This window comes from Stenotrophomonas sp. 278, assembly GCF_003935715.1.
Classification (GTDB): domain Bacteria; phylum Pseudomonadota; class Gammaproteobacteria; order Xanthomonadales; family Xanthomonadaceae; genus Stenotrophomonas; species Stenotrophomonas maltophilia_AH.
In genome coordinates, this window is record NZ_RHPP01000061.1 from 1 (window position 1) to 26,013 (window position 26,013).

The 26,013-nt window shown below is 64.8% G+C and carries 26 protein-coding genes and 1 pseudogene; 11 read left to right on the forward strand and 16 right to left on the reverse strand.

Translation table 11 applies throughout. The features are described 5' to 3' along the window. The 5 genes from EGJ34_RS11505 to EGJ34_RS11525 form a co-directional block, all read right to left on the reverse strand. Window positions 1–1,169: sigma-54 dependent transcriptional regulator (locus EGJ34_RS11505; RefSeq protein ID WP_148100493.1), on the reverse strand; the 1,169-nt coding region annotated here is incomplete at its 3' end. 123 nt (window positions 1,170–1,292) lie between these two features. After that, on the reverse strand, window positions 1,293–2,513 hold the full coding sequence (locus EGJ34_RS11510; protein WP_125360616.1) for an FtsX-like permease family protein: 1,221 nt from the start codon (window positions 2,511–2,513) through the stop codon (window positions 1,293–1,295). Window positions 2,514–2,529: 16 nt separating this feature from the next. Further along, window positions 2,530–3,831: an ABC transporter permease gene (locus tag EGJ34_RS11515; RefSeq protein ID WP_125360617.1), complete on the reverse strand. Its 1,302-nt coding sequence runs from the start codon at window positions 3,829–3,831 to the stop codon at window positions 2,530–2,532. 8 nt (window positions 3,832–3,839) lie between these two features. Continuing rightward, window positions 3,840–4,559 (reverse strand): ABC transporter ATP-binding protein, encoded by a 720-nt coding sequence (locus EGJ34_RS11520; protein WP_125360618.1) that lies wholly within the window; start codon window positions 4,557–4,559, stop codon window positions 3,840–3,842. Between the two features lie 32 nt (window positions 4,560–4,591). Beyond that, entirely contained in the window at window positions 4,592–5,860 is a 1,269-nt protein-coding gene (locus EGJ34_RS11525) for an efflux RND transporter periplasmic adaptor subunit (RefSeq protein ID WP_125360619.1), read from the reverse strand. Window positions 5,861–6,065: 205 nt separating this feature from the next. On the opposite strand from EGJ34_RS11525, the gene glmS reads away from it, so the two are divergent. The 3 genes from glmS to EGJ34_RS11540 all read left to right on the forward strand — a co-directional run bounded on the left by glmS (window position 6,066) and on the right by EGJ34_RS11540 (window position 8,716). Beyond that, complete coding sequence (gene glmS / locus EGJ34_RS11530) at window positions 6,066–7,907, forward strand: glutamine--fructose-6-phosphate transaminase (isomerizing) (RefSeq protein ID WP_125360620.1); 1,842 nt, start codon at window positions 6,066–6,068, stop codon at window positions 7,905–7,907. Window positions 7,908–8,079: 172 nt separating this feature from the next. Beyond that, window positions 8,080–8,373 carry a type II toxin-antitoxin system RelE/ParE family toxin gene (locus EGJ34_RS11535; protein ID WP_125360621.1) on the forward strand — a complete coding sequence of 98 codons (294 nt, stop codon included), beginning with the start codon at window positions 8,080–8,082 and terminating at the stop codon, window positions 8,371–8,373. A gap of 40 nt (window positions 8,374–8,413) precedes the next feature. Next, the gene (locus EGJ34_RS11540; protein WP_125360622.1) at window positions 8,414–8,716 is read left to right on the forward strand and encodes an addiction module antidote protein; all 303 of its coding nucleotides are present in this window, start codon (window positions 8,414–8,416) and stop codon (window positions 8,714–8,716) included. A gap of 47 nt (window positions 8,717–8,763) precedes the next feature. Here EGJ34_RS11540 and EGJ34_RS11545 read toward each other — a convergent pair whose 3' ends face one another. Further along, the gene (locus EGJ34_RS11545) at window positions 8,764–9,432 is read right to left on the reverse strand and encodes a hypothetical protein (RefSeq protein ID WP_125360623.1); all 669 of its coding nucleotides are present in this window, start codon (window positions 9,430–9,432) and stop codon (window positions 8,764–8,766) included. A 241-nt stretch (window positions 9,433–9,673) separates the two neighbouring features. On the opposite strand from EGJ34_RS11545, the gene EGJ34_RS11550 reads away from it, so the two are divergent. Together EGJ34_RS11550 and EGJ34_RS11555 are read left to right on the forward strand one after the other, a co-directional pair. Further along, window positions 9,674–10,105, forward strand: a complete 432-nt coding sequence (locus EGJ34_RS11550; RefSeq protein ID WP_125360624.1) for a CBS domain-containing protein — start codon at window positions 9,674–9,676, stop codon at window positions 10,103–10,105. A 226-nt stretch (window positions 10,106–10,331) separates the two neighbouring features. After that, window positions 10,332–11,249: a sel1 repeat family protein gene (locus tag EGJ34_RS11555; protein ID WP_125360625.1), complete on the forward strand. Its 918-nt coding sequence runs from the start codon at window positions 10,332–10,334 to the stop codon at window positions 11,247–11,249. 744 nt (window positions 11,250–11,993) lie between these two features. Here the strand turns inward: EGJ34_RS11555 and EGJ34_RS11560 are convergent. From EGJ34_RS11560 to gloA, 5 genes are all read right to left on the reverse strand, one after another. Next, window positions 11,994–12,209, reverse strand: coding sequence for a hypothetical protein (locus EGJ34_RS11560; RefSeq protein ID WP_125360626.1), 216 nt, complete (start codon window positions 12,207–12,209; stop codon window positions 11,994–11,996). A gap of 172 nt (window positions 12,210–12,381) precedes the next feature. Next, complete coding sequence (locus EGJ34_RS11565) at window positions 12,382–13,815, reverse strand: UdgX family uracil-DNA binding protein (protein ID WP_125360627.1); 1,434 nt, start codon at window positions 13,813–13,815, stop codon at window positions 12,382–12,384. Between the two features lies 1 nt (window position 13,816). After that, window positions 13,817–15,115, reverse strand: coding sequence for a putative DNA modification/repair radical SAM protein (locus EGJ34_RS11570; protein ID WP_125360628.1), 1,299 nt, complete (start codon window positions 15,113–15,115; stop codon window positions 13,817–13,819). 70 nt (window positions 15,116–15,185) lie between these two features. Then, window positions 15,186–15,614, reverse strand: a complete 429-nt coding sequence (locus tag EGJ34_RS11575; RefSeq protein ID WP_125360629.1) for a VOC family protein — start codon at window positions 15,612–15,614, stop codon at window positions 15,186–15,188. 120 nt (window positions 15,615–15,734) lie between these two features. Next, window positions 15,735–16,259 carry a lactoylglutathione lyase gene (gene gloA, locus EGJ34_RS11580; protein ID WP_125360630.1) on the reverse strand — a complete coding sequence of 175 codons (525 nt, stop codon included), beginning with the start codon at window positions 16,257–16,259 and terminating at the stop codon, window positions 15,735–15,737. A gap of 102 nt (window positions 16,260–16,361) precedes the next feature. Between gloA and EGJ34_RS11585 the strand changes: the two genes are divergently transcribed. Beyond that, window positions 16,362–17,474, forward strand: coding sequence for a PLP-dependent cysteine synthase family protein (locus tag EGJ34_RS11585; protein WP_125360631.1), 1,113 nt, complete (start codon window positions 16,362–16,364; stop codon window positions 17,472–17,474). Between the two features lie 86 nt (window positions 17,475–17,560). Here EGJ34_RS11585 and EGJ34_RS11590 read toward each other — a convergent pair whose 3' ends face one another. Then, window positions 17,561–17,956: a hypothetical protein gene (locus EGJ34_RS11590; RefSeq protein ID WP_125360632.1), complete on the reverse strand. Its 396-nt coding sequence runs from the start codon at window positions 17,954–17,956 to the stop codon at window positions 17,561–17,563. A gap of 147 nt (window positions 17,957–18,103) precedes the next feature. Between EGJ34_RS11590 and EGJ34_RS11595 the strand changes: the two genes are divergently transcribed. Next, on the forward strand, window positions 18,104–20,140 hold the full coding sequence (locus tag EGJ34_RS11595; RefSeq protein ID WP_125360633.1) for a M3 family metallopeptidase: 2,037 nt from the start codon (window positions 18,104–18,106) through the stop codon (window positions 20,138–20,140). 119 nt (window positions 20,141–20,259) lie between these two features. Here the strand turns inward: EGJ34_RS11595 and EGJ34_RS11600 are convergent, their stop codons facing one another. The 3 genes from EGJ34_RS11600 to EGJ34_RS11610 are packed head-to-tail and all read right to left on the reverse strand — an operon-like array spanning window position 20,260 to window position 22,098. Then, window positions 20,260–21,060 carry an SDR family oxidoreductase gene (locus EGJ34_RS11600; RefSeq protein ID WP_125360634.1) on the reverse strand — a complete coding sequence of 267 codons (801 nt, stop codon included), beginning with the start codon at window positions 21,058–21,060 and terminating at the stop codon, window positions 20,260–20,262. Then, window positions 21,051–21,614 (reverse strand): DUF1415 domain-containing protein, encoded by a 564-nt coding sequence (locus tag EGJ34_RS11605; RefSeq protein WP_125360635.1) that lies wholly within the window; start codon window positions 21,612–21,614, stop codon window positions 21,051–21,053. Before EGJ34_RS11605 ends, EGJ34_RS11600 begins: the two co-directional genes overlap by 10 nt. 1 nt (window position 21,615) lies before the next feature. Further along, complete coding sequence (locus tag EGJ34_RS11610; RefSeq protein ID WP_125360636.1) at window positions 21,616–22,098, reverse strand: YajQ family cyclic di-GMP-binding protein; 483 nt, start codon at window positions 22,096–22,098, stop codon at window positions 21,616–21,618. Window positions 22,099–22,176: 78 nt separating this feature from the next. Between EGJ34_RS11610 and EGJ34_RS11615 the strand changes: the two genes are divergently transcribed. The 3 genes from EGJ34_RS11615 to EGJ34_RS11625 all read left to right on the forward strand — a co-directional run bounded on the left by EGJ34_RS11615 (window position 22,177) and on the right by EGJ34_RS11625 (window position 24,901). Beyond that, window positions 22,177–23,073 (forward strand): DMT family transporter, encoded by an 897-nt coding sequence (locus EGJ34_RS11615; RefSeq protein WP_125360637.1) that lies wholly within the window; start codon window positions 22,177–22,179, stop codon window positions 23,071–23,073. A 131-nt stretch (window positions 23,074–23,204) separates the two neighbouring features. Beyond that, window positions 23,205–24,212, forward strand: coding sequence for a methionine ABC transporter ATP-binding protein (locus tag EGJ34_RS11620; protein WP_125360638.1), 1,008 nt, complete (start codon window positions 23,205–23,207; stop codon window positions 24,210–24,212). Then, on the forward strand, window positions 24,209–24,901 hold the full coding sequence (locus EGJ34_RS11625) for a methionine ABC transporter permease (RefSeq protein WP_125360639.1): 693 nt from the start codon (window positions 24,209–24,211) through the stop codon (window positions 24,899–24,901). Before EGJ34_RS11620 ends, EGJ34_RS11625 begins: the two co-directional genes overlap by 4 nt. A gap of 96 nt (window positions 24,902–24,997) precedes the next feature. On the opposite strand, the gene EGJ34_RS11630 is transcribed toward EGJ34_RS11625, so the two are convergent. Next, a complete protein-coding gene (locus tag EGJ34_RS11630) occupies window positions 24,998–25,603 on the reverse strand; it encodes a lipocalin family protein (RefSeq protein WP_125360640.1) in 606 nt (201 codons plus the stop codon). 161 nt (window positions 25,604–25,764) lie between these two features. On the opposite strand from EGJ34_RS11630, the pseudogene EGJ34_RS11635 reads away from it, so the two are divergent. Beyond that, window positions 25,765–26,013 (forward strand): annotated as a pseudogene (locus tag EGJ34_RS11635) (hypothetical protein); the annotation flags it as partial.

Sequence of the window (26,013 nt, forward strand, 5' to 3'; positions counted from 1 at the left end):
GGCAGATTCAGGTCGGCGACCTCGATGCGCTCGCCCTGCGCCAGCAGGCCGGCCCGCTGGATGACATTGCGCAGTTCACGCACGTTGCCCGGCCACGGATGGCGCTGCAGTGCCGCCGCTGCTGCGCTGGACAACGGTTTACCGTCAGCGAGGAAGCGCTCGGCCAGCGGCAGGATGTCGCCGGGTCGATCGGCCAGCGGTGGCAGCGCCAGCTCCACCGTGTTCAGTCGGTAATACAGGTCTTCGCGGAACTGGCCGTCGCGGATCATCGCCGGGAGGTCGGCGTTGGTCGCGCTGATGACGCGGACCCTGACCTGGCGTTCGCGGTTGGATCCCAGCCGCTCGAAGCGACCGGTCTCCAGCACGCGCAGCAGTTTCATCTGTCCGCCCAGCGACAGGTTGCCGATCTCGTCCAGGAACAGCGTGCCGCCGTCCGCTGCCTCGAACTTGCCCTCGCGCGCCTTGTTCGCGCCGGTGTAGGCACCGGCCTCGCTGCCGAACAACTCCGCCTCGATCAGCTCGGCCGGAATGGCGCCACAGTTGAGCGCGACAAAGGCCCCTTTCGCGACCAGTGAGTTGGCCTGGATGATCTCGGCGATCTTCTCCTTGCCCGCCCCATTGGGGCCGGTGATCAACACCGGCAGCTCTGAACGTGCGACCTGGCAGGCGAGGCTGACCACGCGTTCGCTGGCCGGGTCCGCCACCACGGCTCCGCGCAGGTCATAGCGCGATTCCAGTTGACTGCGTGCGCGCAGTTCGCGGTCGCGACGGCGGTCGAGCTCGCGTCGGGTTTCAGACAGTTCCAGCAGGTTGTTGACCGTGGTCAGCAGCTTGCGGTCGTCCCAGGGCTTGGCCAGGTAGTCGGCGGCACCGGCCTTGACCAGATCCACCGCGCTGCTCAGATGCGTCCACGCAGTCAGCAGGATCACCGGCAGGTCCGGATGGCGGGCGCGGATCTGCTGGAACAGGGCTTCGCCTTCTTCGCCGGAAGTGGTGTCCTCGGTGAAGTTCATGTCCTGGATCACCAGGTCCACCGGTTGCTCCTCCAGCAGGGCCAGCCCGGCCTCCGGCGAAAGCGCATGCGCAGTGTCGATGTCGTGCAGCGAAAACAGCACGTCCAGCGCCGTGGCCACGCTGGCGTTGTCGTCAATGATCAGGATCGAAGGCATGCGGCAACGGGCAGCGGGGGGCAGGAATGTATGCAGAGAGTACCGGAGCGTGGGCCATGGCGGCAGTGCAGTGCAGCACCCCGCGTGCAGCGCCCGGGCGGGGCGCTGCACCGACTGCAAGGATCAGGCGCTGCGGGTGGCCACGGCGGGCGGTACCGCTGCCGCACGGTGCGCCGGGCCGAACACCGCCACCTGGCCGAGCAGCCAGAGCAGGACCGCGCCGATCGGCAGGTAGCTGGCCGGCATGCGCGGCAGTTCGTAGGCGCTCATCAGCCACAGATTGATCGAGTAGGCCAGCAGCATGCCCAGCACGATGCCGACCGTGGCCAGCAGGAAGTTCTCGGTCTGGAAGTAGCGCAGGATCTGCCCGCGGGTCGCCCCCAGGGCGCGGCGGATGCCAATCTGCTTGGTGCGCTGCTGCACCCAGAAGCTGGCCAGTCCGACGATGCCCAAGGCGGTGACCACCAGCAGCGCCACACAGACGGTGATCAGCAGTCCGACCATGGCGCGGTCGTTCTGGAAGAACTTCTCGCGCTGTTCGGTATAGGTCCGCTTGGCGCGCACCAGGCGGCTGGAATCGACCTTCTCCAGCGCGCTGACCGCAGCGGCAAGCACTTCATCACGACGCGCCGGGTCGGTAACACGGATCAGATAGAACCCCACGTCATAGTTGACCCGCACTGGCAGGATCATCGAATAGGTCGTGTTGGATTCCACCGTGACCGGACGCGCCAGTTCCTTCACCACGCCGACCACGCGCAGCGGCATGCGCCCGGTGTAGATGGTCTTGCCCAGTGCGTCGCCGTTCGGGAACATCTTGCGTGCAGTCGCTTCGCTGAGGATCACCGACGAGCCTTTCGCCTCCATCTCCTCGTCCTTGCTGACCTCTTCCAGGTCGCGGATCTCGTCGGCCTGGAAATCACGGCCGGCGACCAGCTGCACGCCCAGCGTGGACAGGGCACCTTCGCTGCCGAAGTACTGCGCGGCATTCAGGGTGGGGCGCTCCTGGTCGGGCGTGAGCTGCAGGCTGGTGTTCCAGGAGTTGCGGCGGAAAGGCAGCTGATTGATCGCCACGGCGCTCTTGACCCCGGGCAGCCCTCGCAGCGCCGCCAGGTCTTCGCGGGTTCGCGCGGTTGCATTCACCTGGGTGCCGATGCCGCCCAGGCGCACCTCGAGCAGTTCCTGCTCGGCGATGCCGCTCGGTTGGTTGATCTTCTCGATGCGCTGGCCGATCAGGAACAGCGCGTTGCAGACGATCGCGCAGGTCAGCGCGATTTCGAGCACGATCAGCGCGGCCGCGGTCTTGTGCCGGCGCAGCGTGGTCAGGATGGGACGAATATCCATGGTGTTCTCCGGATCCTTACTGCGACTTGAGTTGAATGGCCGGGGTCACCTGCATGGCGCGCAGCGCCGGCAGGAAGCCTGCCAGCAGGCTGGCGATCAGGGTCAGGCCAAAGGTGAGCAGCAGCATCTGCCCGTCCAGCTGGGCCAGCTTGGCGTAGTCCACCGGCTGCTGGCGTACCGCATACAGCCCCAGCATCGCCAGGCCCAGGCCCAGCACGCCACCGGCCAGCCCGACCGTGCCCGCTTCGATCAGCGACTGCAGGAAAATCTGGCCACGGCTGGCTCCCAGTGCACGGCGCACGCCGATTTCGCCACTGCGGCGCAGGAACTTGGCCAGCAGCAGGCCGACCGTGTTGATCAGGCAGACCAGCAGGAAGCCCAGGGCCAGCCACCGCTGCAGGCGCACATCGCTCGGCACCACCTTCTTGTAGTCCAGCCACTCCATCACGTTGCGCAGGCGCACATTGGCCGGACGCTGGAACCGCCCGGCGGCCTTCTGCTGCGCCGAGTAGTTTTCCAGGTAGGCCTTGTAGCCGGCCGCATCGCCCGGGCTGGCCAGTTCCACCCAGTACTGCAGCCAGGTGCAAGGTGCGTTCAGCGCCGTCTCTTCACCGTTGGTGTTGTCCCAGCAGTTCATGTTGCCGTTGCGGCCAAACTTCAGGTCGATGGCGGTGGCGAAGGGCACGTAGATGTCCTCGCTGTCTCCGTAGCGACCGGTTTCCAGGTCGTAGAAGTGCGGATTCGGGTTCCACTCGTCCATCACCCCGATGATGTTGAAGCCATGGCCGTCGATGCGCAGGGTGCGGCCGACGCTGTTCTGGCCATTGAACAGCTTCTCGTTGAGGGTCTTGGAAATAACCGCGACGCGGCCGCGGCCTTCATCCTGGTCGACCTTCCAGCCCTGGCCGTACAGGAACGGCGTTTCAAACATGGCGAAGAAGTCCGAAGACGCATAACGCGCATCGGTGTCGAACGGGCGCAGCGCGCTGTTCTCAGGTTCAACGGTCAGGCCGCCGCCGGTCATCAGCACCTGATGCTTGGCTTTCTTCTCGCGCAACAGGGTTTCACCGTCGAAGCGGGTCACCTGGTCTTCCGGCTCCTCCCCCGGCTGGAAGCCAGGCAGCGGACGCGGGTCAACCTGCACGGCGAACAGACGGTCGCTCTTGCTTGGAATCGGGTCTCCCGAGAGCACGTGGAAGACGGTAAGCGTGGTCATCGAGGCACCGATGCCCAGTGCGATGGCCACCACCATCAGGGCGGTGAGCACCTTGTTGCGCCGGAAACTGCGCAGTGCCAATCGGAAGTAGTAGGCGATCATGGCAGGGCTCACTCGTTGACGGTGGCAACAACGGGACGCGGGGTGGCCAGCACCGGTTCGCGCACCAGGTCGGTGGCCTGGCCATCGACGATGTGCACGTTGCGCTGCGCGCGCGCGGCCAGTTCCGGATCATGGGTCACCATCACGATGGTGGTGCCGGCAGCGTTGATCTCCTCCAGCAACTCCATCACGCCGCGTGCCATTTGGCTGTCGAGGTTGCCGGTCGGTTCGTCGGCCAGCAGCAGGCGCGGGCTGCCGGCCAGTGCACGGGCAATGGCAGCGCGCTGCTGCTGGCCACCGGACAGTTCCGACGGGTAATGCTTCATGCGCGATCCCAGGCCGACCTGCTTGAGCGCGTGTTCGATGCGCTGGCGGCGTTCGGCTGCCGGCATGCCGCGATAGCGCAGCGGCACGTCGACGTTGTCGAACAGGTTGAGGTCGGAGATCAGGTTGAAGCCCTGGAAGATGAAACCGATCTTCTGGTTGCGCAGCCGGCTGCGGGCGTCGTCGCCGAGCTTGCTCACGTCCTGGCCATCGAGCAGGTAGGTGCCGCTGGTAAAGGTTTCCAGCAGGCCGGCGATGTTGAGGAAGGTGGTCTTGCCCGAACCCGATGGGCCGGTGACGGCGACGAATTCGCCTTCGCGGACGTGCAGGTCCAACGAACGAAGGGCATGGGTTTCCACCTGTTCGGTACGGAACACCTTGGCAACCGAGCGCATCTCAAGCATGGCTAATTTCCTTTTCAGTTCGTGGGCAGGATTCAGTTGATGGACACCTGCTCGGCATCGCCGAACAGGTCGCTGCCAGAGACCACGACGCGGTCGCCGGGCTGCAGGCCAGAGAGGATTTCCACTTCGCCCAGGCTGCTCACACCGAGCTGGACCGGGCGGCGCACCGCAGTGCTGCCATTCATCACGTAGGCCTGGCCGTTGCCTTGTTCGACGAACGGGCCTCGCTCGACCTTGAGCACGTTGCGGCGGGTATCCAGCACCACCCGGGCCTGCATGCGCTGGCTCTGGCGCAGGCCCTGCGGCTGCTTGTCACTGAAGCGGATGCGGGCGTTCACTTCGCCGGCCACCACTTCCGGCGACACCGCGCTGATCTCGCCCGGGAACGGCTGGCCGTTGCCGCTGGTGAGCTGGGCCGGGATGCCGATGCTCAGGTCACGGGCAAAGCTCTCCGGCACCTTGATCTCGATCTCGAAGCGCGACAGGTCGACCACGCCCAGCACAGGTGCGTTGGCCGGCACCTGGGTGTGCTGGGTGGCCTGCACCTGGCCAACCTGGCCATCAAACGGCGCGCGCAGGGTCAGCGCATCCACCTGGCGCTGCACTTCGTCCACCACGGCGCGCTGACGATCGGCCAGCAGGCGCTTGTTGCGCGCATCCAGGTCGGCACCCTGGCCCTGCAGGCGGGCGTCGGTCTGTGCGTTGGCCAGCGAGATGTCGGCCTTCTTCAGGGTGTCGTTGGCCTTGGCCAGGTCGATCTGCGGCACCGCGCCGCCGTCATAGCCACGCTGGTAGCGCTCCAGGTCGCGCTCGGCGGCCTGGCGTTCAATGCTGGCCTGGTCGGTGTCCTTGCGCGCCTTGGCCCGCGCCAAGGTCGCGTCGAGCTGGGCGCGGCTGGCCTCGGCTTCCAGGCCGGCCAGGGTGGCCTGCTCCTGGGCCAGCTTGCTGCGCAGTTCCGGGCTGTCGATCACCGCCAGTTCCTGGCCCTTCTTGACCACATCACCGGCCACCACCTTCAGGTCCACCGTGCCGGCGGAAATCGCGTACAGCACAGGGCTGTTGGCGGCGATCACGCGGCCGTCGGCGGCGATGTCGCGGACCAGGTCGCCGCGGCTCACTTCGGCAATGCGCACGCGGCTGCTGTCGATCGAGCGGCTGGCCCCCAGCCAGGCCCGCACCGCGAAGCCGATGGCGAGCAGGACTACCAGTGCCGCCAGGCCCGGCCACAGCCAGCGTTTCCAGGGGGCGGCGGTGGCCGTCGGGGCGAAGGTCTGGTCCTGGGCGGAAGTGTCGCGGATCATCGGGCTCGTTCGCATTGGGTCTGCGAAAGTACAAAGCAGACTCCGTGCCAACTTTCAGCCATTCAAAAACAATGACTTATGCACCTGTCGCGGCTGTCCGGGTGTCCGCGGACACCGGCGCGGACACTTTTGTTAAGCGGACACGCAGCAAGCGGTCCGGGTCACCACGCTAGAATGCGAGGTTCTACAGCAGGGATACGACGCTATGTGCGGCATTGTGGGTGCGATCGCTGATCGCGATGTGGTTCCAGTTCTGATCGAAGGCCTAAAGCGCCTGGAATACCGCGGCTACGATTCCTCCGGCATCGCCGTGATCGACAAGACCCAGGCCCAGCCCGAGGTGCGCCGTGTGCGCCGCACCGGCCGCGTTGCCGAGATGGAAAAGGCGGCCGCCAGTGAAGGCTTCGATGCGCAGCTGGGCATCGGCCATACCCGCTGGGCCACCCATGGTGGCGTGACCGAGGCCAACGCCCACCCGCACATCAGCCACGGTGTGGCGCTGGTGCACAACGGCATCATCGAGAACCACGAAGAGCAGCGCGAGAAGCTGCGCGCGCTCGGCTACGTGTTCGAGTCGCAGACCGACACCGAAGTCATCGCCCACCTGATGCACCATCACCTGAAGGGCGGCGACTCGCTGCTGACCGCGCTGCAGCGCACGGTGAAGGAGCTGACCGGTGCCTACGCGCTGGCGGTGATGAGCCGCGCCGAGCCCAACCACTTCGTGTGCGCCCGCATGGGCTGCCCGCTGCTGGTAGGCCTGGGTGAAGGCGAGAACTTCGTCGCCTCGGACGTCTCGGCCATTGTCTCGGCCACCCGCAAGGTGATCTTCCTGGAAGAGGGCGACACCGCTGAAGTCAGCCGCGACGGCGTGCAGGTGTATGACGAGCACGACCAGGCGGTCACCCGCAACGTGCATCTGTCGGACGTGTCGCTGGCTTCGCTGGAGCTGGGCCCGTACCGCCACTTCATGCAGAAGGAAATCCACGAGCAGCCGCGTGCGCTGGGCGACACCATCGAAGCGGCGATCGACGCCGGTGGTTTCCCGGCCGAGCTGTTCGGCAAGAACGCCGAAAGCGTGCTGGCCGGCATCGAGGGCGTGCAGATCCTCGCCTGCGGCACCAGCTATTACTCCGGCCTGACCGCGCGTTACTGGATCGAGGCCATTGCCGGCCTGCCGTGCAGCGTGGAAATCGCCAGCGAATACCGCTACCGCGCCGCCTACGCCAACCCCAAGCACCTCATCGTCACCATCTCGCAGTCCGGCGAAACCCTGGACACGATGGAGGCGCTGAAGTACGCCAAGAGCCTGGGCCACACCCACACCCTGTCCATCTGCAACGTGCCGGAAAGCGCGATTCCGCGTGCCAGCGAGCTGGTCTGCTACACCCGTGCCGGTGCCGAGATCGGCGTGGCTTCGACCAAGGCCTTCACCACCCAGCTGGCCGCGCTGTTCCAGCTGACCGTGGTGCTGGGCAAGCTGCACGGCCGCGTTGATGCCGCGCAGGAAGCCGAGTACCTGGAGCAGCTGCGCTTCCTGCCGGGCAGCGTCCAGCACGCGCTGAACATGGAACCGCAGATCGCCGCCTGGGCTGAGCGCTTCGCGCGCAAGAACAGCGCGCTGTTCCTCGGCCGTGGCCTGCATTACCCGATCGCGCTGGAAGGCGCGCTCAAGCTCAAGGAAATCACCTACATCCACGCCGAAGCGTACCCGGCGGGCGAGCTCAAGCACGGCCCGCTGGCACTGGTGGACGAAGACATGCCGGTGGTGGTGATCGCCCCGAACGACAGCCTGCTGGAAAAGGTGAAGTCGAACATGCAGGAAGTGCGCGCCCGCGGCGGCGAGCTGTTCGTGTTTGCCGACCAGGACAGCAACTTCGCCGAAAGCGAAGGCGTGCACGTCATTCGTACCCCGCGCCACGCTGGCGTGCTCAGCCCGGTGGTGCACACCATCCCGGTGCAGCTGCTGGCGTACCACACCGCGCTCGCTCGCGGCACCGACGTGGACAAGCCGCGTAATCTGGCAAAAAGCGTCACCGTCGAGTAAAAATCTCCACGAAACCGATGACGTAGAGCGGGGCTCGCCCCGCTGCTCTTCGCGAAAATGGCCGGTCAATGACCGGCCATTTTTCGTTCGCGAACGTACGGACACGCCATAGCGTTGCTCTTCCTTCACGGGCGGGCTTGATCGTGTGTAGCCTGCAGGCTACAGTTGGCGCGTGGAGATTGCGCGCACCCCCGAGTTCACTCAATGGATCGACGGCTTGCGGGACGCTACTGGCCGCGCGAGGATCCTCGCGCGCGTTCGGCGGCTCGGAGACGGTAACCCTGGAGATCATCGCAAATTGCAGGGAGGTATTTCGGAGCTGCGTGTAGATGTAGGCCCCGGCTACAGGGTGTACTACACGTACCAAGGAAGCGACCTTGTGCTTCTGCTGGCAGGCGGGGACAAGTCCTCCCAGCATCGAAATATTGAGAGGGCGCAGCGCATCGCTCAATGTCTGGATGACTGATCAGATATGCGCCATTTTTACGACTAGGAGTTCCAAAGTTATGGCTGTCAAGAAAGCTACAAAGCTGCAGAAGTTCGATGTAGCTGAACATCTCCGGACGGCGGAGGAAATGGCTGCATATCTCGATGCGTGCATTGAAGAGAGTGAAGGCGATGCTGCGTTCATCGCCAAGGCACTGGGAGATATCGCTCGTGCACAGGGCATGACCAAGGTCGCGCGTGATGCAGGTGTGTCACGGGAGAGCTTATATCGCGCGTTATCCGGCGAGCGCAGCCCGGATTTCTCGACTGTCCTGAAAGTTACCAGGGCACTAGGTCTAAAGCTGCACGCCAGTGCCGTGTAAGAAGGTGAGTGCAATCTGCTCGACATCCAGCAGGTTACCTTGGCTGATCACGGGTGCAGGTAGGGCGCGCAGGCGAACTCTGTGGTCTTTCGCCCTTGGCCATCCAGTATCTCCAGCGTACCTCCGCTCCATCGGCTACCGCGATACTTGTCGCTCACCGTGACCACCCAGGCACCGGCCAGCAACTCCTCCTCATGCAGGACTTCGCCCTTCAGGGTGGTGACCCGCGCAATGACGAACGTGCCGCCCGGTGCAAAGCGTCGGATCAGTCGGACCCGGAACTTCCGACTGGGATGAGTGCGGGAGCAAGGCAGTTCGGTGTCCAGGCGATAGCCTGCGTCGCGGACGTTCTGTGCTGCCGCGCGTAGCAGCTCCGGGTCGGTGCCAAACTCAACGGCACGCTCTACCAACGCATCCTCGATGCACTGCAGTATGCGGTCATCCTGTTCGTCTTGTTGCGCGTTGAACCAGCCATCCAGATCGAAGCTGTCAGCCAGAAACTCGCCGACACCATCAGTGGCCACTGGTGACAACAACCGCTTCCCGTCCCAGTTCGGGCCGAGGTAAATGACCAGTCGCCGCAGGCCATTGAAGTCGTACTTCTTCGGCAGGTAATGGCGAAGGGTATCCAGAACATGGTCGCTGGCATCGCGAAGGCGGCCAACGCCTTTCCTGCCATGTTCGGTGGGCAACACCATGACATCACGAAGGTACATGGTCAGTTCCATTGACGGGACGGTGCTGGATCATTTCCCGTTCGCCGCAGCCAGGTCAAGCGCTTCCCAGCATCATGAATAGGCAACCGCTGTGCCAAAGCTGTCCACTCGAAAAACTTTAGCCTCCGCCGCCCGGAACATTCAGCGCCGGTTCTACGCCCGGTGCCATTCTCAGACTCGTCAACCGGTTCTGCGACGAACTGTCACTTGACTCACTCAGTACCCTGCAACAGGAACCAGAATGAACGTTCGTGAACTTCTGCAGCTGAAGAAACAAGCCGTCATCACCATCGACGTGGAGGACACCATCGGTGCCGCCGCGCACAAGATGAGTGCGAACAAGATCGCCGCACTGGTGGTCTCCCGCGATGATGTGCCGGTCCGGATCATTTCCGAGAAAGACATCGTGCGCAGCCTTGCCGACGATGGCCCGCAGGCCGGTCGGCGGGTCATCTCGTCGTTACCGTCTGCTGGCTTGGAAGGCATTTCGCCCGAGGCGACGCTGAAGCAGGCGATGGCGTTGATGACGTACTCGCGTCACCGCCATTTGATGGTCACCGAGGGTGATCGTCTGGTTGGCATCCTCAGCTTGGGCGATATCGTCAAGAACCTGCTTGGGGAGTTGGAGCTTGAGAAGGCGGTTCTCCAGGATATTTACATGGCGGCTCACTGACGCTGTCTTCGGTCGGAGGAGCGGGGCAAGCCCCGCTCTACGACTCCGTCAGTCTGCGTTCCTTCTCAAGGTGCGTCGATGCGTCAGCACCCGCGACAGGTGGGTGGCAGTGAATCCTGGCGGAGTTGATTGATTTCTTGAAGTGGTGCGACGGTCTTCCCGGCAGGATGAAGATCGGCTCTCGGCGAACGAGCGCTGTTTCGAACCCCGGAGAGGAAGTGCACGGATGCAGCACCGCAAGGCCATCGTAGCAACAGCGCTGGCTGTCGCGTTCATCGTTACCGGAGCGCTACCTGCGCTGATGAGGACAACCGATGAGGCGGCCTGCCATGACGAAGGTTGCAGGGACGACCCTCGGTCACGCCTTGCAGCAACACCTCCCAGTCCAGGTCGCCAGCTCCTGGACCGGCGGCTCGCGATGGAGGAGGTTCGGGAACGGATCCATCCTGAAGTATTCCAAAGCCTGGGAGCCCGGTCATATCAGATCTCCAGGGTGGGGGATATCCGCCCTCCTGGAGACGCGTTGGCATACGTGAACGAACGTCTTGCCATGTCTGAGAGTGGAGACGCACTGGCGACCTTCGACATCTACCTGACCGTAATGGATTGCAGGAGTCAACTCGGCAAATCAACCCAAGGGCCAGCTGGAGTTGGGAAGCCACCAGTTGGCATGGTGGAGCTGCAGTCCATGCAGCGAAGACTTCAAGAGTGCGGCGAGCTCTATGGCGATGCCGGGTTCATGGAGGGGAAATGGCTGGCGCTCGCCGCACAACAAGGCTCCATCGAAGCAAAGCTGTACTACACGGTCGATACAGCAACGGTGCTCGGCGACCCTTTCGATAGGTTGAACAATCCCGAGTCGATCATTGCGTGGAAGGAGAACGCCGCGACCTACCTTCATGAAGTTGCTGCAACCGGCAATCTCGACGCCCTTCTGCGGCTGTCCGATGCCTATGACAGAGGCTTGATCGTCCAGAAGAACCGGGAAATGGCCTACGCGTATGCGTTAGCTGCAAACAGGATTCAACCCGGTTTGTCCGCGCCAATCACGACGCGGGACCTTGAAGAAGGGCTATCGATCAAGCAGCGGGAATCGGCGGTCGCCCTGTCGCGCCAGATCTACTCGTCCTGTTGCCAACCTTGAAGAGACAAAAAATGGTTAAAAGGAATGGAGTCATACTTTTCATCGGTATTGCTGCGCTCGGCGTAGGCATTGCGGCTGCTACCAACGTCATACCGCCGCGCCACTTTGGACCTTACTACTGCGGTGCATGTTTGGTCGCGCCTCGCATGCCCGACCCATCTACATTGGCATTCCTGAATGAGTATCGGCGGAAGATGGCGCAGAACCGGGATCGGTTGTTCACCGGCGACAGCATTAGCGTTTGCAGCCGTGGCTTCTGCACGACCTACACGATCACTGAAACAGACGACTTCTGGGGTGGTGGGGCAATGAGCAATGCGTCACCAATTGGCGGCGGCGGTGGACCGGGTGGGGGCGTGGGTGGAGGTGGGGGAGGTTCAACTGGTGTGGTAACCGTTGGGCCCGATACTCCAGTGGCGTTGCCAATGGAGCCCTGCAAGTTTGGCGATGCGAACTCCAGTCGCCCGGCTTTGGTAGTCATATCCAAGCAGCGATGAACGCTGAATATGCAGCCCACCACGGCGGGTGTGGCAATCGGGCGCGCCGTCAGCCTTCGCTGCGGCTGGTCGGCGGCGGCCTCGGCAAATGCCAAGGCGCGGTCTGCGTCCCCTTCAAACATGTAGAAGCCAGGCCCCAGCCAGTCGTACTGGTTGTCACTTGATTCGGGACTCAAGCTTCCGGAAACAAGAGCATCCCGCACGGTAACGTCGCAACCGTGGTAGCCGATCTGCAGGTGACCATCGTTCATCGGTAGCCGCGTTTGAGCTTGCCTGAGGGGGTGAGGATTCCCGACCGCCGGATGACTTCGTCCACCTCCTCCGGCGTCATGGTGTAGATCCGTCGGATCTCCTCCTCCGGTGTCTCTGTATTGAAGCGCCCGATCAGCGGATAGCCCTTCTGTCGAGGAGTATCCAACTTGGCGTTGGCACGTTCTTTGGGGTTGGGCTTTCGGGTAGTCATGGACTGAGCATACGGGAGTCGGATGACGGGGTACGTCTTCGGAATCCCGTGTCCACGAGCTACAGCCCGTTTCGTGTAAAAGGCGATGGATGATGACGCAAACAACCATTTCTGATGATGCGCAGGGGCCATAATCAGCGGGCAGGTAACGTCGCGAATGACAAGGCGATGGCTAGGTCGACTGCGTACGCAATGCCATCAGGTCATCCACCAGCAGCCGATACGCCTCCTCCCGCTTCCCCGCCTCCTGCCGCAGCACCCATGACGGATGCACCGTAGCGAACCCGCGCGTACCGTCCTCCAACGTATGCCAGCGCCCACGATCACGGCTCAGGTTGAACCCGCTGCCAAACACCGCCCGCGCCGCACTGGCACCCAGGCACACGATCACCTTCGGATTCACCTGCTCGATCTCGGCCAGCAGCCAGGGTCGGCAGGCATTGATGTGGGTCACCTGCGGTTTCGAATGGATACGCTTCTTGCCACGTCGCTCAAAACGGAAGTGCTTCACGGCGTTGGTGAGGTACAGCGTGCTGCGATCAATGCCCAGCTCCTGCAATGCGCGATTGAGCAGCTGGCCGGCGGGACCGACGAATGGATGGCCGCTCAGATCCTCGGCATCGCCGGGCTGCTCGCCGACCAGCATGATCTGTGCATCGCGCGGACCCTCGCCGAACACGGTCTGGGTGGCAGGCTCCCATAACGGACATTGGCGGCAGTTCGCCGCCACAGTGCGTAGCCCATCAAGATCGTCACCACGCGCTGTGGCCGGCTGGCGCAGCGGAATGGGGCGCTCGGGAATACGCCGCTGCGGGGCTTGGGCCTGGCGGTCGTGCATCTCCTGTACGCGGTCTCCTGCATCACGTACCAGTGTCGGTAACAAAGACGCTTCCGGGAGATGTTTCCAGTACTTCGCCGGCATCTCCTGCTGCATCATCCGGGTGTTCAGGCGCGCAGGATTGAAAATATGCGCGTAGTAGATGCGCCAGAGCTCCTCGCGCGCGTCTTCGGCAGGCGCGTCGCTGCGCTGTGCACCAGGGCCGAAGGCGAGCTGTTCTCCGTCCCAGTGCACACTGCGATACGGCGTAAGGATGGACCAGCGCATGCCGGTAAACCTGCGCTGGAAGAACGGGGCCACTCGATCCACGATCTGATGGTCCGGTTCAAACCAGGCAATGAACGCGTCCTGCTCACCGGGCACTTCGCGGAAGCGCACAAACGCTTTCATCTTGTGGCTGTCGCGGCGCACGGCTTGTGCCAACGCCGTCGCGCGGATCACGTCCGGGTCCGCGGGGTTGGAGAGCAGGGCGCGTTCGCCATGGGTGATGCGCCACAGCATGCGGTACAGCAGCGGCATGCGCTGCGGGTCACGATGGCACAGGCAGGTGGCAGCCAGCTCGACGAAGTCCTTTGGCACGGGGACGGTGGATGCCGTTGGAGAGGGCATGGCCTGTGTCAGCGAGGGTGCATCCAGCAGCCCACCTGAATCGCCCTGCAGCCAGTCCAGTTGTTCGGGAGCCACGTCACACTGCAACGCCACACGCGCGGCGCTGCGCCACGCCTCCAGGGACCACGGCGGATTGACCCGCACACTCCAGCGGTTCATCTCAGCCGGCCAACGCGTCGAACAGTGACGCCTGCTTCGGGGGCGGGGCGAGGCGGGCGCGCAGTGCACCGGGATTGTCCAGTGCGTTGCGCGGATGATGGTCGGCCAGCTGCACGAACGGCAGCAGCTTGCTCATCGGCGCGCGCAGACGGGCCACGTCGGCTACACGAAGGCGGCCGTGACGCCGCGCCATCAGCACGCGCTTCACGTTGCGCACGCCCAGCCCCGGTACCCGTAGGAGCATTTCCTTCGGCGCACGATTGAGGTCCACCGGAAAGCGTTCGGGATGGCGGATGGCCCAGGCCATCTTCGGGTCGATGTCCAGGTCGAGCATGCCGCCCTGGGTGGTGTCGGTGATTTCCTCCACGCCGTAGCCGTAGAAGCGCAGCAGCCAGTCGGCCTGGTACAGGCGATGCTCGCGCGCGAGCGGTGGGGCCTGTACCGGCAGGATGCGACTGGCGTCGGGAATCGGGCTGAAGGCGGAGTAGTACACCCGGCGCATGCGGTAGTTGCCGTACAGGCTGTCCGCAGCGGTGAGGATCTGCTGGTCACTGGCTCCGTCGGCACCGACGATCATCTGCGTGCTTTGACCCGCAGGGGCGAAGCGGGGCGCGCGGGGGCGGCGCCGAGGGGCATTTGCGGTTGGCGTGGCACCTGGTGCGACGGTGGCCGGGGACGCCGCCTTCGCTTCTTTGGCTTCCTCGATGCGCCAGCGTAGTTCACCCATGGCGCTGCGGATCGAGGGCATCGACTTCTCTGGCGCAAAGCTGGCAAGGCCTGCTTCGGTCGGAAGCTCCACATTGATCGACAGGCGGTCGGCATGGCGGCCGGCCGCGGCCAGAAGCTCGGGCGAGGCTTCGGGAATGGTCTTGAGATGGATGTAGCCGTTGAAGCGGTGCTCCTCGCGCAGCTGACGCGCGACTTCGACCATCTGCTCCATGGTGTAGTCGGCGTTGCGGATGATGCCGCTGGAGAGAAACAGTCCTTCGATGTAGTTGCGCTTGTAGAAGTCCATGGTCAGGGCGACCACTTCTTCGACCGTGAAGCGGGCGCGCTGCACATTGCTGGAGACGCGGTTCACGCAGTACGCGCAGTCATAGATGCAGAAGTTGGTCAGCAGGATCTTCAGCAGGGAGACGCAACGGCCATCGGGGGTGTAGCTGTGGCAGATACCCGGGCCGTCGGTGCTGCCGATCCCGCCGCTGGCGCGGGAGTCGCGTTTGCCTGCACCGCTGGAGGCACAGGAGGCGTCGTACTTGGCGGCGTCGGCAAGGACGGCGAGTTTGCGCAGCGTTTCCATGCGCGCACGGTAGGGGCGTTCGGTCTCAATGTGTGAGACCCGGCCGCCGGGGTGCCTGAAGGGTTCAGCGTCAGAACGTGACCTTCACCGAATCGGCGCTGTACGTGGCCGGCCCGTGATACACCACTTCAATGTTGTTCCCATCCGGGTCCAGCACGAAAGCACCGTAATAACCGGGATGGTAGGGCCGCTCACCCGGCGCGCCATTGTCCTTGCCGCCTGCCGCAACAGCCGCCTTGTGGAACGCATCCACGGTCGCAGCATCGCGCGCCTGGAAGGCCAGGTGGTGCCGCCCGGTCAGCTCGCCGGCGGCCGCCTCGCTGCTGGCGGTCGAAATGAACAGTTCATCGGCCCAGAAATAGTCGTCGCCTTCGCCGGCAACCGGAATGCCGATGGTGTCGAATACCGCCTGGTAGAAGCGACGGCTGGCGGGCAGGTCGCGCACCACCAGCTGAATGTGGTCGATCAGGCGGCCGCGGTGCAGTTCCATGGTTTCCATGCCGGGTCCTTCGTTAGGAGGAGGGGCATGTATAACATCGGGGGAGTGGTGGAGACGTGCGGTTCGCGTCGCGGTGCCCGGTAGGCGACGACCGTTGGTCGTCGCTCCGTCCGCGGTCGATCAGGCTACCGGGGTGTTGGAGATGATCTCCACCCAGTAGCCATCCGGGTCCTTGATGAAGGCCAGGTGCTTCATGCGGCCGTCTTCCAGGCGCTTCTGGTAGGGCACCTGCAGGTCGTCGAAGCGCTTGCAGGCGGCCTTGATGTCCGGCACCGACACGCAGATGTGGCCGAAGCCGCGCGGGTCCGAATTGCCGTCGTGGTACACCGGGCCGTCCTGCTTCTCGGTGCCGTGGTTGTGGGTCAGTTCGAGCACGCCGGGAATGCCGGCCATCCACACGCGGCGCGCGTCATCGCCCTCCGGGATGGCGGTGCCGGCCGGCATCAGGGCCAGGAAATACAGGCTGAACTGCGCCTCCGGGAAGTCGCGCTGGTCCAGCAGCTGGAAGCCCAGCACGCGGGTGTAGAAGTCCAGCGAGGCAGTGATGTCCTTCACCCGAAGCATGGTGTGGTTGAAAACGAAACCGGTGGTTTCGGCCGGCGGCTGCGCGGCCACGCCGGGCTGGGACTGGAAGGCAAGGGTCATGGGGGTCCTCGGGTGGATGAAAACAGAACGTCAGGCCGTTCAGTTTAGCGGCCCGGTGGCAAGGCGACGTAGAATGCAGCATCTCCTTGACTGTTCGTCGACATGTCGCAGCGTGAATGGGTGGCCGCGGCCATCCGCAAGATCGAAGCCGATTTCAACCGTTCGGCGGACACCCATCTGATCCCGATGGACCTGCCGGGCTACCCGGGCATCGAGCTGTATTTCAAAGACGAATCCAGTCATCCCACCGGCAGCCTGAAACACCGGTTGGCGCGCTCGCTGTTCCTGTATGCGCTGGCCAACGGCTGGCTCAGGGAAGGACGTCCGGTCATCGAGGCGTCCAGCGGGTCCACGGCGGTGTCCGAAGCGTATTTCGCCCGGCTGCTGGGTGTGCCGTTCATCGCCGTGATCCCGGCCAGCACGTCGCCGGAAAAGATCGCCGCCATCGAATTCCACGGTGGCCGCTGCCATCTGGTGGAACGTGCCTGCGACCTGAACTGCGAATCGGAGCGGCTGGCGCGGGAAACCGGCGGTCATTTCATGGATCAGTTCACCTACGCCGAGCGGGCGACGGACTGGCGTGCCAACAACAACATCGCCGAGTCCATCTTCAAGCAGATGGCCGAGGAGCCACACCCGGTGCCGGAATGGATCGTCTGCAGTCCCGGCACCGGCGGTACGGCGGCCACGCTGGGCCGTTATGTGAGCTACCGCCGGCATGACACCCGCATTCTGTGCGCGGACCCGGAAATTTCGGTGTTCTATGACGGTTACTGTGCGGCACTCGCCGGCGAGCCGTGGCGCGAACTCACCTGCGCCGGCGGTTCGCGGGTGGAGGGAATTGGCCGCCCCCGGGTGGAATCCAGTTTCATCCCGACCTGCGTGGATGCCATGGTGAAGGTGCCCGACGCACTGAGCCTTGCCGCGATGCGCCATGTCACCCGGCAGCTCGGTCGACGTGTGGGCGGGTCCACCGGCACCAACTTCATCGGCGTGCTGCACGCAGCGCAGCAGATGCGCCGCGCCGGGCGCAGCGGTTCCATCGTGACCATTCTCTGCGACAGCGGCGAGCGCTACGCGCACAGCTATTACAACCCGGACTGGTACTCGCGGCAGGGCATTGATGTGGATGGGGCGGACGCGGTGCTGGCGGCAGCGGTAAACGGGCAGGTGTTGCCTGCGCTGGCCGAGGCGTCGTTGGAAGTGCTGTATTGAGGTGCCGGTGATTCCGTAGAGCGGGGCTTGCCCCGCTGAGATTCTGTAGAGCGGGGCTTGCCCCGCTGAGCCGGGCAAGCCCGGCTCTACGTGGCCCGACTTGCCTCGTACGCATCCAGCACCACATCCCGCAACACCGGCGGAAGCTCTTCATAGGCCGTGGCGTGATCGTCGAAGTGCAAGTCCAGGTCCAATTCTGCCTGGTCCGCCTGCGCGGCAATGAACACCAGCAGGGTGCACAGCACGAACTCGCGCTCGTGACCCACCTCGCACTGCATGGCCCCGCGCTCGATCACCTCGTAGGGGAACCACATCTGGTCCTCGTGCAACCTGCCGTGCTGTGCGCCCAGCACCTGCTCCAGGGCCGCACGGTGCCGCGCGTGCTCGGCACTCCTGCCAAGGGCGGCAATCCAGTCCAGCTCGCGCGGGCTGGCGGTGGCAAGCAGGGCGAAAGGCGGTGCAATGGCCTGAACCGCGTCCATGAACCCTCCGGGGAAAGCGTTCGTTGGGCCTCCAGCGTCGTCCGCGCAACGTGGTCCGGGCGTGAACGAATGTGAAAAGGATGCATCCGGGCCTTGTGCGTGCCCGCAGCCAGTGCCATATCGTGTCCATTGACCCGCTGTCTGGAGATGCCTGTGACACCCGCCAATCCGCTGCTCGACTTCTCGGGCCTGCCGCGTTTCGATGCCATCCAGCCCGCGCACATCGCCCCGGCCATCGATGTCCTGCTGGAGCAGGCAGAAGCGGCGGTGAAGCAGGCCGAAACGGTGAGCCCGGTCACATGGGACACCTTCGTGGTGCCGCTGGACGACGCCACCGAGCGCCTGTGGCGGGCCTGGGGCCAGGTCGGGCACCTGCAGGGCGTGGTGAATACGCCGGAGCTGCGTGAAGCCTATAACGCCAATCTGCCCAAGGTGACCCGCTTCGGCAGCGCGCTGGGCCAGAACCTGAAGCTGTTCGAGCAGTACCGCGCGCTGGCGGACAGTGCCGAAGCCACGCAGTTCGACGTTGCCCAGCGCAAGGTGCTGGACAACGCGCTGCGTGATTTCCGTCTGGGTGGTGCCGAACTGGATGACGCCGGCAAAGCGCGCTACAGCGCCATCCGCGAGGAACTGTCGGCGTTGTCGGCCAGGTTTTCACAGAATGTGCTGGATGCCACCGATGCGTGGTCGCTGATCGTCGAAGACGCCGCCGAGCTGGCGGGCCTGCCCGAGGACGTGGTGGCCGCCGCCCGTGCGGGCGCGGAAAAGGACGGCAAGGCCGGGTGGAAGCTCACGCTGCAGATGCCGTGCTACCTGCCCGTGCAGACCTATGCGTCGCACCGGCCGTTGCGTGAGGCGCTGTACCGCGCCAACGCGCTGCGTGCCTCCGAGTTCGGCGACAGTGCCCTGGATAACAGCGGCAACATCGACCGGGTGCTGGCGCTGCGCTCCGAGCTGGCCGCGCTGCTGGGCTTTGCGAACTACGCCGAATACTCCATTGCCACCAAGATGGCCGACGACGCGGCCCAGGTGCTGGCTTTCCTGCGGGATCTGGCCGCGCGCGCAAAGCCTTACGCGCAGCGCGACCGCGCAGAGCTGGAAGACTTCGCCCGCGAAGAACTGGGACTGGAAACGCTGGAAGCCTGGGACCTGGCCTACGCCAGCGAAAAGCTGAAGCAGGCCCGTTACAGTTATTCCGCGCAGGAGGTAAAGCAGTACTTCACCGAGCCCAAGGTGCTGGACGGGTTGTTCAGTGTCATCCGCAGTCTCTATGGGTTGGAAGTGCGCCCGGACGTGGCCCCGGTGTGGCACCCGGACGTGCGCTTCTACCGCGTGGTGGACGCGCAGGGCGGGCTGGTCGGTCAGTTCTACCTGGATCTGTATGCACGCGAAGGCAAGCGTGGCGGTGCCTGGATGGACGACTGCCGCAACCGCCGCGACACCGCGCACGGCGTGCAGACCCCCCTGGTGTATCTGGTCTGCAACTTCGGCCGGGGTAGCGACGGCAAGCCGGCGACCTTCAGCCATGATGAAGTCACCACGCTGTTCCACGAAATGGGCCATGGCCTGCACCAGCTGCTGACCCGTGTCGGCGAGCTGGGTGTGGCGGGCATCAACGGCGTGGAATGGGACGCGGTCGAGCTGCCCAGCCAGTTCATGGAGAACTTCTGCTGGGAATGGGACCGGGTGCAGGCGATGACCGCGCACGTGGACACGGGTGAGCCGCTGCCGCACGCGTTGTTTGAGCGCATGCTGGCCGCGCGCAATTTCCAGAGCGGAATGTTCACCGTGCGCCAGCTTGAATTCGCATTGTTCGACATGCAGCTGCATAGCCAGTACGAACCGTCCCAGGACAGCGTGCTGCAGTTGCTGGAACGCGTGCGCGACGAGGTGGCGGTCAACCGCCCGCCGTCCTGGAATCGCTTCCCGCATCAGTTCAGCCACATCTTCGCCGGCGGCTATGCGGCCGGGTACTACAGCTACAAGTGGGCCGAGGTGCTGAGTGCGGATGCCTATGCCGCGTTCGAGGAAGCGCCCGGAAACGTGGCAGAGACCGGCAAGCGCTTCCGCGATGAAGTGCTGTCGCGCGGTGGCAGCCGGAGTGCGGCGGAAAACTTCGCCGCGTTCCGTGGGCGTGCGCCTACGGTGGATGCGCTGCTGCGCCACAACGGCATGGCGGGGTGATATCGCACGGTGCCGACCAACGGTCGGCACCTACCGGAATGCAGGGTAGGTATCGACCGTTGGTCGATACCCGCCGGAATGCACGGTAGGTATCGACCGTTGGTCGATACCCGGTTGAATCAATCGGCGTAGATCATCGTGCGGCTCATGCCGCCATCCACGATGTGGTCCTGACCGGTGATGAAACCGGCCAGGTCCGACAGCAGGAACACTGCCAGCGCGCCGATATCCTCCGGCTGCCCGACCCGCCCAACCGCATGCTGGGCATGGTCACGGCGCGACAGCTTCGGCGTGCGCCGGCGTGACGGTGCCTGCCACGCGTCGGTGGTGATCCAGCCGGGACTGATGCTGTTCACCCGCACCTTCGGTCCGGCACTGATCGCCAACGCATGCGTGAAGGCGACCAGCCCGCCCTTGGCGGCCGCGTAGGCTTCACTGTGGGCTTCGGACTGCCACGCACGGGTCGAAGCGATGTTGATGATCGCACCGCCCTGCGCGTTCAAAGCAGGCAGGGCATGCTTGCTGCACAGGAACGCTCCGTGCAGGCTGGACAGGCGCCGCTGCCATTCGGCCGTGGTCATGTCCGCCAGCGGCGTGCCATGCGCGCTGGCAATGCCGGCATTGTTGACGAGTCCATCAATGCGCCCGAAACGTTTGAGCGTGGCCTTCACCAGCGCCTGCACGCTGCGTTCGCTGGCCACGTCCGCGCGCTGGAATGCGGCGCGTTCGGGCAGGTTCCATTCCTTCAGGCAGGCCTTGCCGGCGTCGGCATCCAGGTCGGCGATCATCACGCTGCCGCCGGCACCGAGCACGGCCTGTGCAATGCCGCGACCCACGCCCTGCGCACCGCCGGTGACCACTACCACGCGGTCGCGCAGCGGTCGTGCGGGCCAGTCGACGACCGAAGGGGTCAGTGGCATGGCGGGGTGTCCTTGCGGCCAAGCAGGCGGGTCCAGCCTTCCACGCCCAGCTTGTCCAGCGTGGCGATGTTGCGCTCCACGATCACATCCGGGTCCGGAAACGCCGCCACCGCACGCTCCACGCTGTCTTCGCGCAGCAGGTGCAGGGTGGGGTAGGGTGCGCGGTTGGTGTAGTTGCTGACATCGTCCGGTGCCACGCCGGCGAACTGGTACTGCGGGTGGAAGCTTGCAACCTGCAGGATGCCCTGCAGGTCCAGCGCTTCAATCGCGGCGTCGGCGTTGTCCAGGAAGTCGTTGTAGTCCAGGAAGTCGGTCAGCACGTCAGGATGCACGATCAGCGTGGTGTCGATCTGCTCGGCCGGGGTGTCACGCAGCAGCACCAGTTCCTCGGCCAGTTCCTCCAGCAGCGCTTCGGGCGTGGTGGCGTCGCTGAGCACGAAGCGCACCTGTTCCTTCACGTACACCGCCTTGGCGAACGGGCACAGGTTCAGCCCGATCACGATGTTCTCCAGCCACTTGCGGGTGTCTGCGATGGGATCGGGGGTGTCGTTCATTTCAATCACGGAAGTTGTCGAACTGCAGCGGAATCTCGAAGTTTTCCTTCTTCAGCAGCGCGATCGCATCCTGCAGGTCATCGCGCTTCTTGCCGGTGACGCGGAGCTTGTCGCCGTTGATCTGGCTTTCCACTTTCAGCTTGGCTTCCTTCAGCTTGGCGGCGATCTTCTTGGCGATTTTCTGCTCGATACCCTGCTTCACGGTGACGTCCTGGCGCGCGCCGCCCAGGTTGGTGAGGATGTCGCCGAACTCCAGGCAGCCGGCGTCGATCTTGCGCGCGGTCAGGCGCTGGCGCAGGATCACGGTCATCTGCTCGAGCTGGAATTCGCTGGGGGCGCTCTGCTTGATCACGCTGTCTTCCAGCACGAACTTGGCGTCCACACCCTTGAAGTCGAAACGGGTGGACAGCTCGCGGTTGGCCTGGTCGACGGCATTGGTCAGCTCGTGGGTGTCGACTTCGGAAACGACGTCAAATGACGGCATGGGCATACTCCAGCAGAAGAAGCGGCCATTCTAACCGCCCGGGCATGGACGGCCCGCCAAGGCCGGCGATAATGAGCCATGAACACGCTCAAATCCCCGACCCGGGCCGTCTTCTGGATGCTGGCCGCGGTGGCCTGCTTTTCGCTGATGGACGCCGGCATGAAGCAGCTGTCCGGCAGCTACGCCACCTTGCAGGTCACCTTCCTGCGCGGAGCAGCCTCGCTGCCGTTCGTGCTGGTGTGGGTGCTGGCCACGGCCGGGCCGCGCTCGCTCATTCCGGTGCGCTGGGGCCTGCACCTGCTGCGCGGCCTGTTGGGCATGACCATGATCGGCTGCTTCGTGTTCGCGCTGCGCAGCCTGCCGCTGTCGACCGCCTACACCATCTACTTCGTGGCCCCGCTGCTGATCGCGGCGCTGTCGGTGCCCTTGCTGGGTGAAACCGTGGGTCCGCGCCGCTGGGTGGCGATCGGCATCGGCCTGGTCGGGGTACTGGTGGTGCTGCGCCCGGGCGTGGATGGCTTCATCTCCGTGCCCGGCCTGATGGTCCTGCTGGCGGCTACCGCTTACGCCGTGGCCGCGATCACGGTGAGCATGCTGACCCGCACCGATACCCCGCAGTCGATGGTGGTCTGGTTCCTGGCCCTGCTGGCGCTGGGGGCCGGGCTGCTGGCCATCCCGGACTGGCAGCCGTTGCAGTGGGGCCACGCCGGACTGATCGCCGGAATGGGCTTGGCCGGTGCGGCCGGGCAGGTGGCCCTGACCCGCGCCTTCCAGCTCGGCGAAGCCTCGTTGATCGCGCCCCTGGAGTACACCGGGCTGGTCTGGGTGATCGGCTGGGACGTGCTGTTCTGGGGCGTGCTGCCGGACGGCTATACCTGGCTGGGCGGGGCGATCATCGTCGTGTCCGGGCTGTACCTGCTGCACCGCGAGCGGATCCGCAAGGTCGCTGCTCCGGCTCCGCTGGACCACCCGTGAGCCCCATTGGACGGGCGACGACACCACCTTATAAGCAAACGGAATATGATTCGTGATTGCCGCGCGGGCCAGGGCCGTCCTGCGCTGGTAGGCTGCACGCCCCCTCCCGTCGATGCCCGGTTGATCGCCACGTGATCGAGTTCCAGCGCCTGCACAAATCCTATGCCGTCGGCGGCCGCGCGATCGCCGCGCTGCAGCCGCTGGACCTGACCATCGAGGCCGGCGAGGTGTTCGGCATCATCGGCCATTCCGGTGCGGGCAAGTCGACCCTGATCCGGTTGATCAACCGGCTGGAAGAACCCAGTGGCGGTCGTCTGCTGATCAACGGCGAGGATGTCACCGCACTGGACGCCGACGGGTTGCGCGCGCTGCGCCGGCGCATCGGCATGATCTTCCAGCACTTCAACCTGCTGTCCTCACGGACCGTGGCGGCCAACGTCGCGTTCCCGCTGGAGCTGGCCGGCACCGCGCGCGCGGAGATCGACGCCCGCGTGGCCGAACTGCTGCACACCGTCGGGCTGGAAGCGCATGCCAACAAGTACCCCGCGCAGCTGAGCGGCGGCCAGAAGCAGCGTGTCGGCATTGCCCGTGCCCTGGCCACCCGCCCGCAGATCCTGCTCTGCGACGAAGCCACCAGTGCGCTGGACCCGCAGACCACCGCCTCGGTACTGAACCTGCTGGGCCAGATCAACCGCGAACTGGGCCTGACCATCGTGCTGATCACCCATGAGATGGACGTGATCCGTCGCGTCTGCGACCGTGTGGCGATACTGGACGCCGGCGCGCTGGTCGAAACCGGGCCGGTCACCGAGGTGTTCCTGCACCCGCAGCACCCGACCACGCGCCGCTTCGTCAGCGAGTCCGAGCACATCGACGAAGGCGTGCTGCACAAGGACTTCGAAGCCGTGGCCGGGCGCATCGTGCGCCTGACCTTCCTCGGTGGCGATACCTACGAACCCTTGCTGGGGCGCATCGCGCGCGACACCGGCGTGGATTACAACATCCTGTCCGGGCGCATCGACCGCATCAAGGACACCCCGTACGGCCAGCTCACGGTGTCGCTGGTCGGTGGTGACGTGCAGGCCGCACAGGCCGGTTTCGTGGCCGCGGGCGTTCACGTGGAGGAGCTGCGCCGATGAATCCTGTTGCTGCTGCCGACGGTTTCTTCCGTCATCTGGATGCTGCCAAGTGGGCCGATATCGGCCAGGCCACCGTTGACACCCTGCTGATGCTGGGCGGCTCACTGCCCCTGACCCTGCTGATCGGCCTGCCGCTGGGCGTGCTGCTGTTCCTCACCGGTTCTCCGCAGCTGCACCGCAAGCCGGTGCTGTACGGCGCGCTGGCGCTGGTGGTGAACCTGCTGCGCTCGGTGCCCTTCATCATCCTGATGATCGTTCTGATTCCGGTCACCCTGTGGATGATGGGCACCTCGCTGGGCGTGCGCGGCGCGATCGTGCCGCTGGTGATCGGTGCCGCGCCGTTCTATGCCCGACTGGTGGAAACCGCGCTGCGTGAGGTGGATCGCGGCGTGATCGAAGCCAGCCAGGCGATGGGGGCCACCACCTGGCAGCTGGTCACCCGCGTGTTGCTGCCTGAAGCAAGGCCCGGCCTGATCGCCGGGGCCACGGTGACCGTGATTGCCCTGATCGGGTTCACCGCGATGGGCGGTGCGATCGGTTCCGGCGGCTTGGGCGACCTGGCCTTCCGCGACGGCTACCAGCGCTCGCACACCGACGTCGCCCTGGTGACCGTGGTCCTGCTGCTGGTGCTGGTGCAGGTGCTGCAGATGCTCGGCGACTGGCTGGTGGCGCGTTACACCCGGAAGTGATGCGAAGCATCACCCGGTAGCGCCGGCCGTTGGCCGGCCCCCAGGGTGCCTGATGCGTTCATGAGGGCCGGCCAACGGCCGGCGCTACCGGACGCTTCAGCGGACGTTGGGCACCTCGAAGCCCAGCCGGTCCACCTGCTCCTTGTGCTGCGGCACGCGCTTGAGTTTGTCGGTGTTGACCCCGTACTGGTCGCGCAGGCGGGTGGCCAGTTCCTTGTACAACTCTTTGTCCATGTCCGGCTGGCGCGCAAAAATCCAGGCCATTTCGCGGCCCGGATAGCCGAGCATGGCCCAGGAATAGTCCGGGGCGACTTCCAGCACCCGGGTGTGGGTAGGCACGATCTTGTAGAACCACGTGCGCCAGTTGTGATTGCCGCTCTTCTCGTCCACCGAGGCGCGCACGGTCAGCTCCTGCAGCGGCTGCGAAAAGCCGTCACGGTAGCGGTAGGTGATCGAGACCTTCTGCTCCCCGCGCAGGGTGTACTCATTGACGCTGGCGACGTGGCCGCGCTCGACCGGATTGGGCACACGGCCAATCACATACCAGGTGCCCATGAAGCGCTGCAGGTCGATCGGGGCCCCCGGCCCGGTTGTGGCGACCTCGGCAGGCGGCGTCGGCTTGGCATCGCCGAACGCGCAGGCGGACAACAACGACACCAGCGAGATCAGCAGTACAACGCGAAGCGGACGGTTCGAGGACATGCGGTGGCGGGCTCCAGAGGCGTGCAGGGGCATGGTGGGTAAGACGGCGAAGAACGTCAATGGCGGTCGGGTCATCAAAGAGGCCGATTGCGCGAAAAGGTCGCAGTCTGTGAGATCGGGGCAGGGCAAGGTGACGCATCACTTTCGCACGGAGCTATGTCATGTCCTTGTCTTCTTCGCGTCGTTTCCCTCGTTCATCTGCCACCAGCCGTGGCCAGGAGACCCCGCATCCGCAGGTGCTGCGGGCGGTGCGCCAGGTGGGGCTGGCTGGTCTGGCGCTGGTGCTGGTATGGCCCGCCGCGCGTGGCTACAGCCAATGGCTCGGCTGGTTGCCGCTGTGGCTGGTGGGCATGCCGCTTCTGGCCTGGTGGGCGTTGTACCGGTTCCGCCTGCCGGCGGCGCTGCTGGCC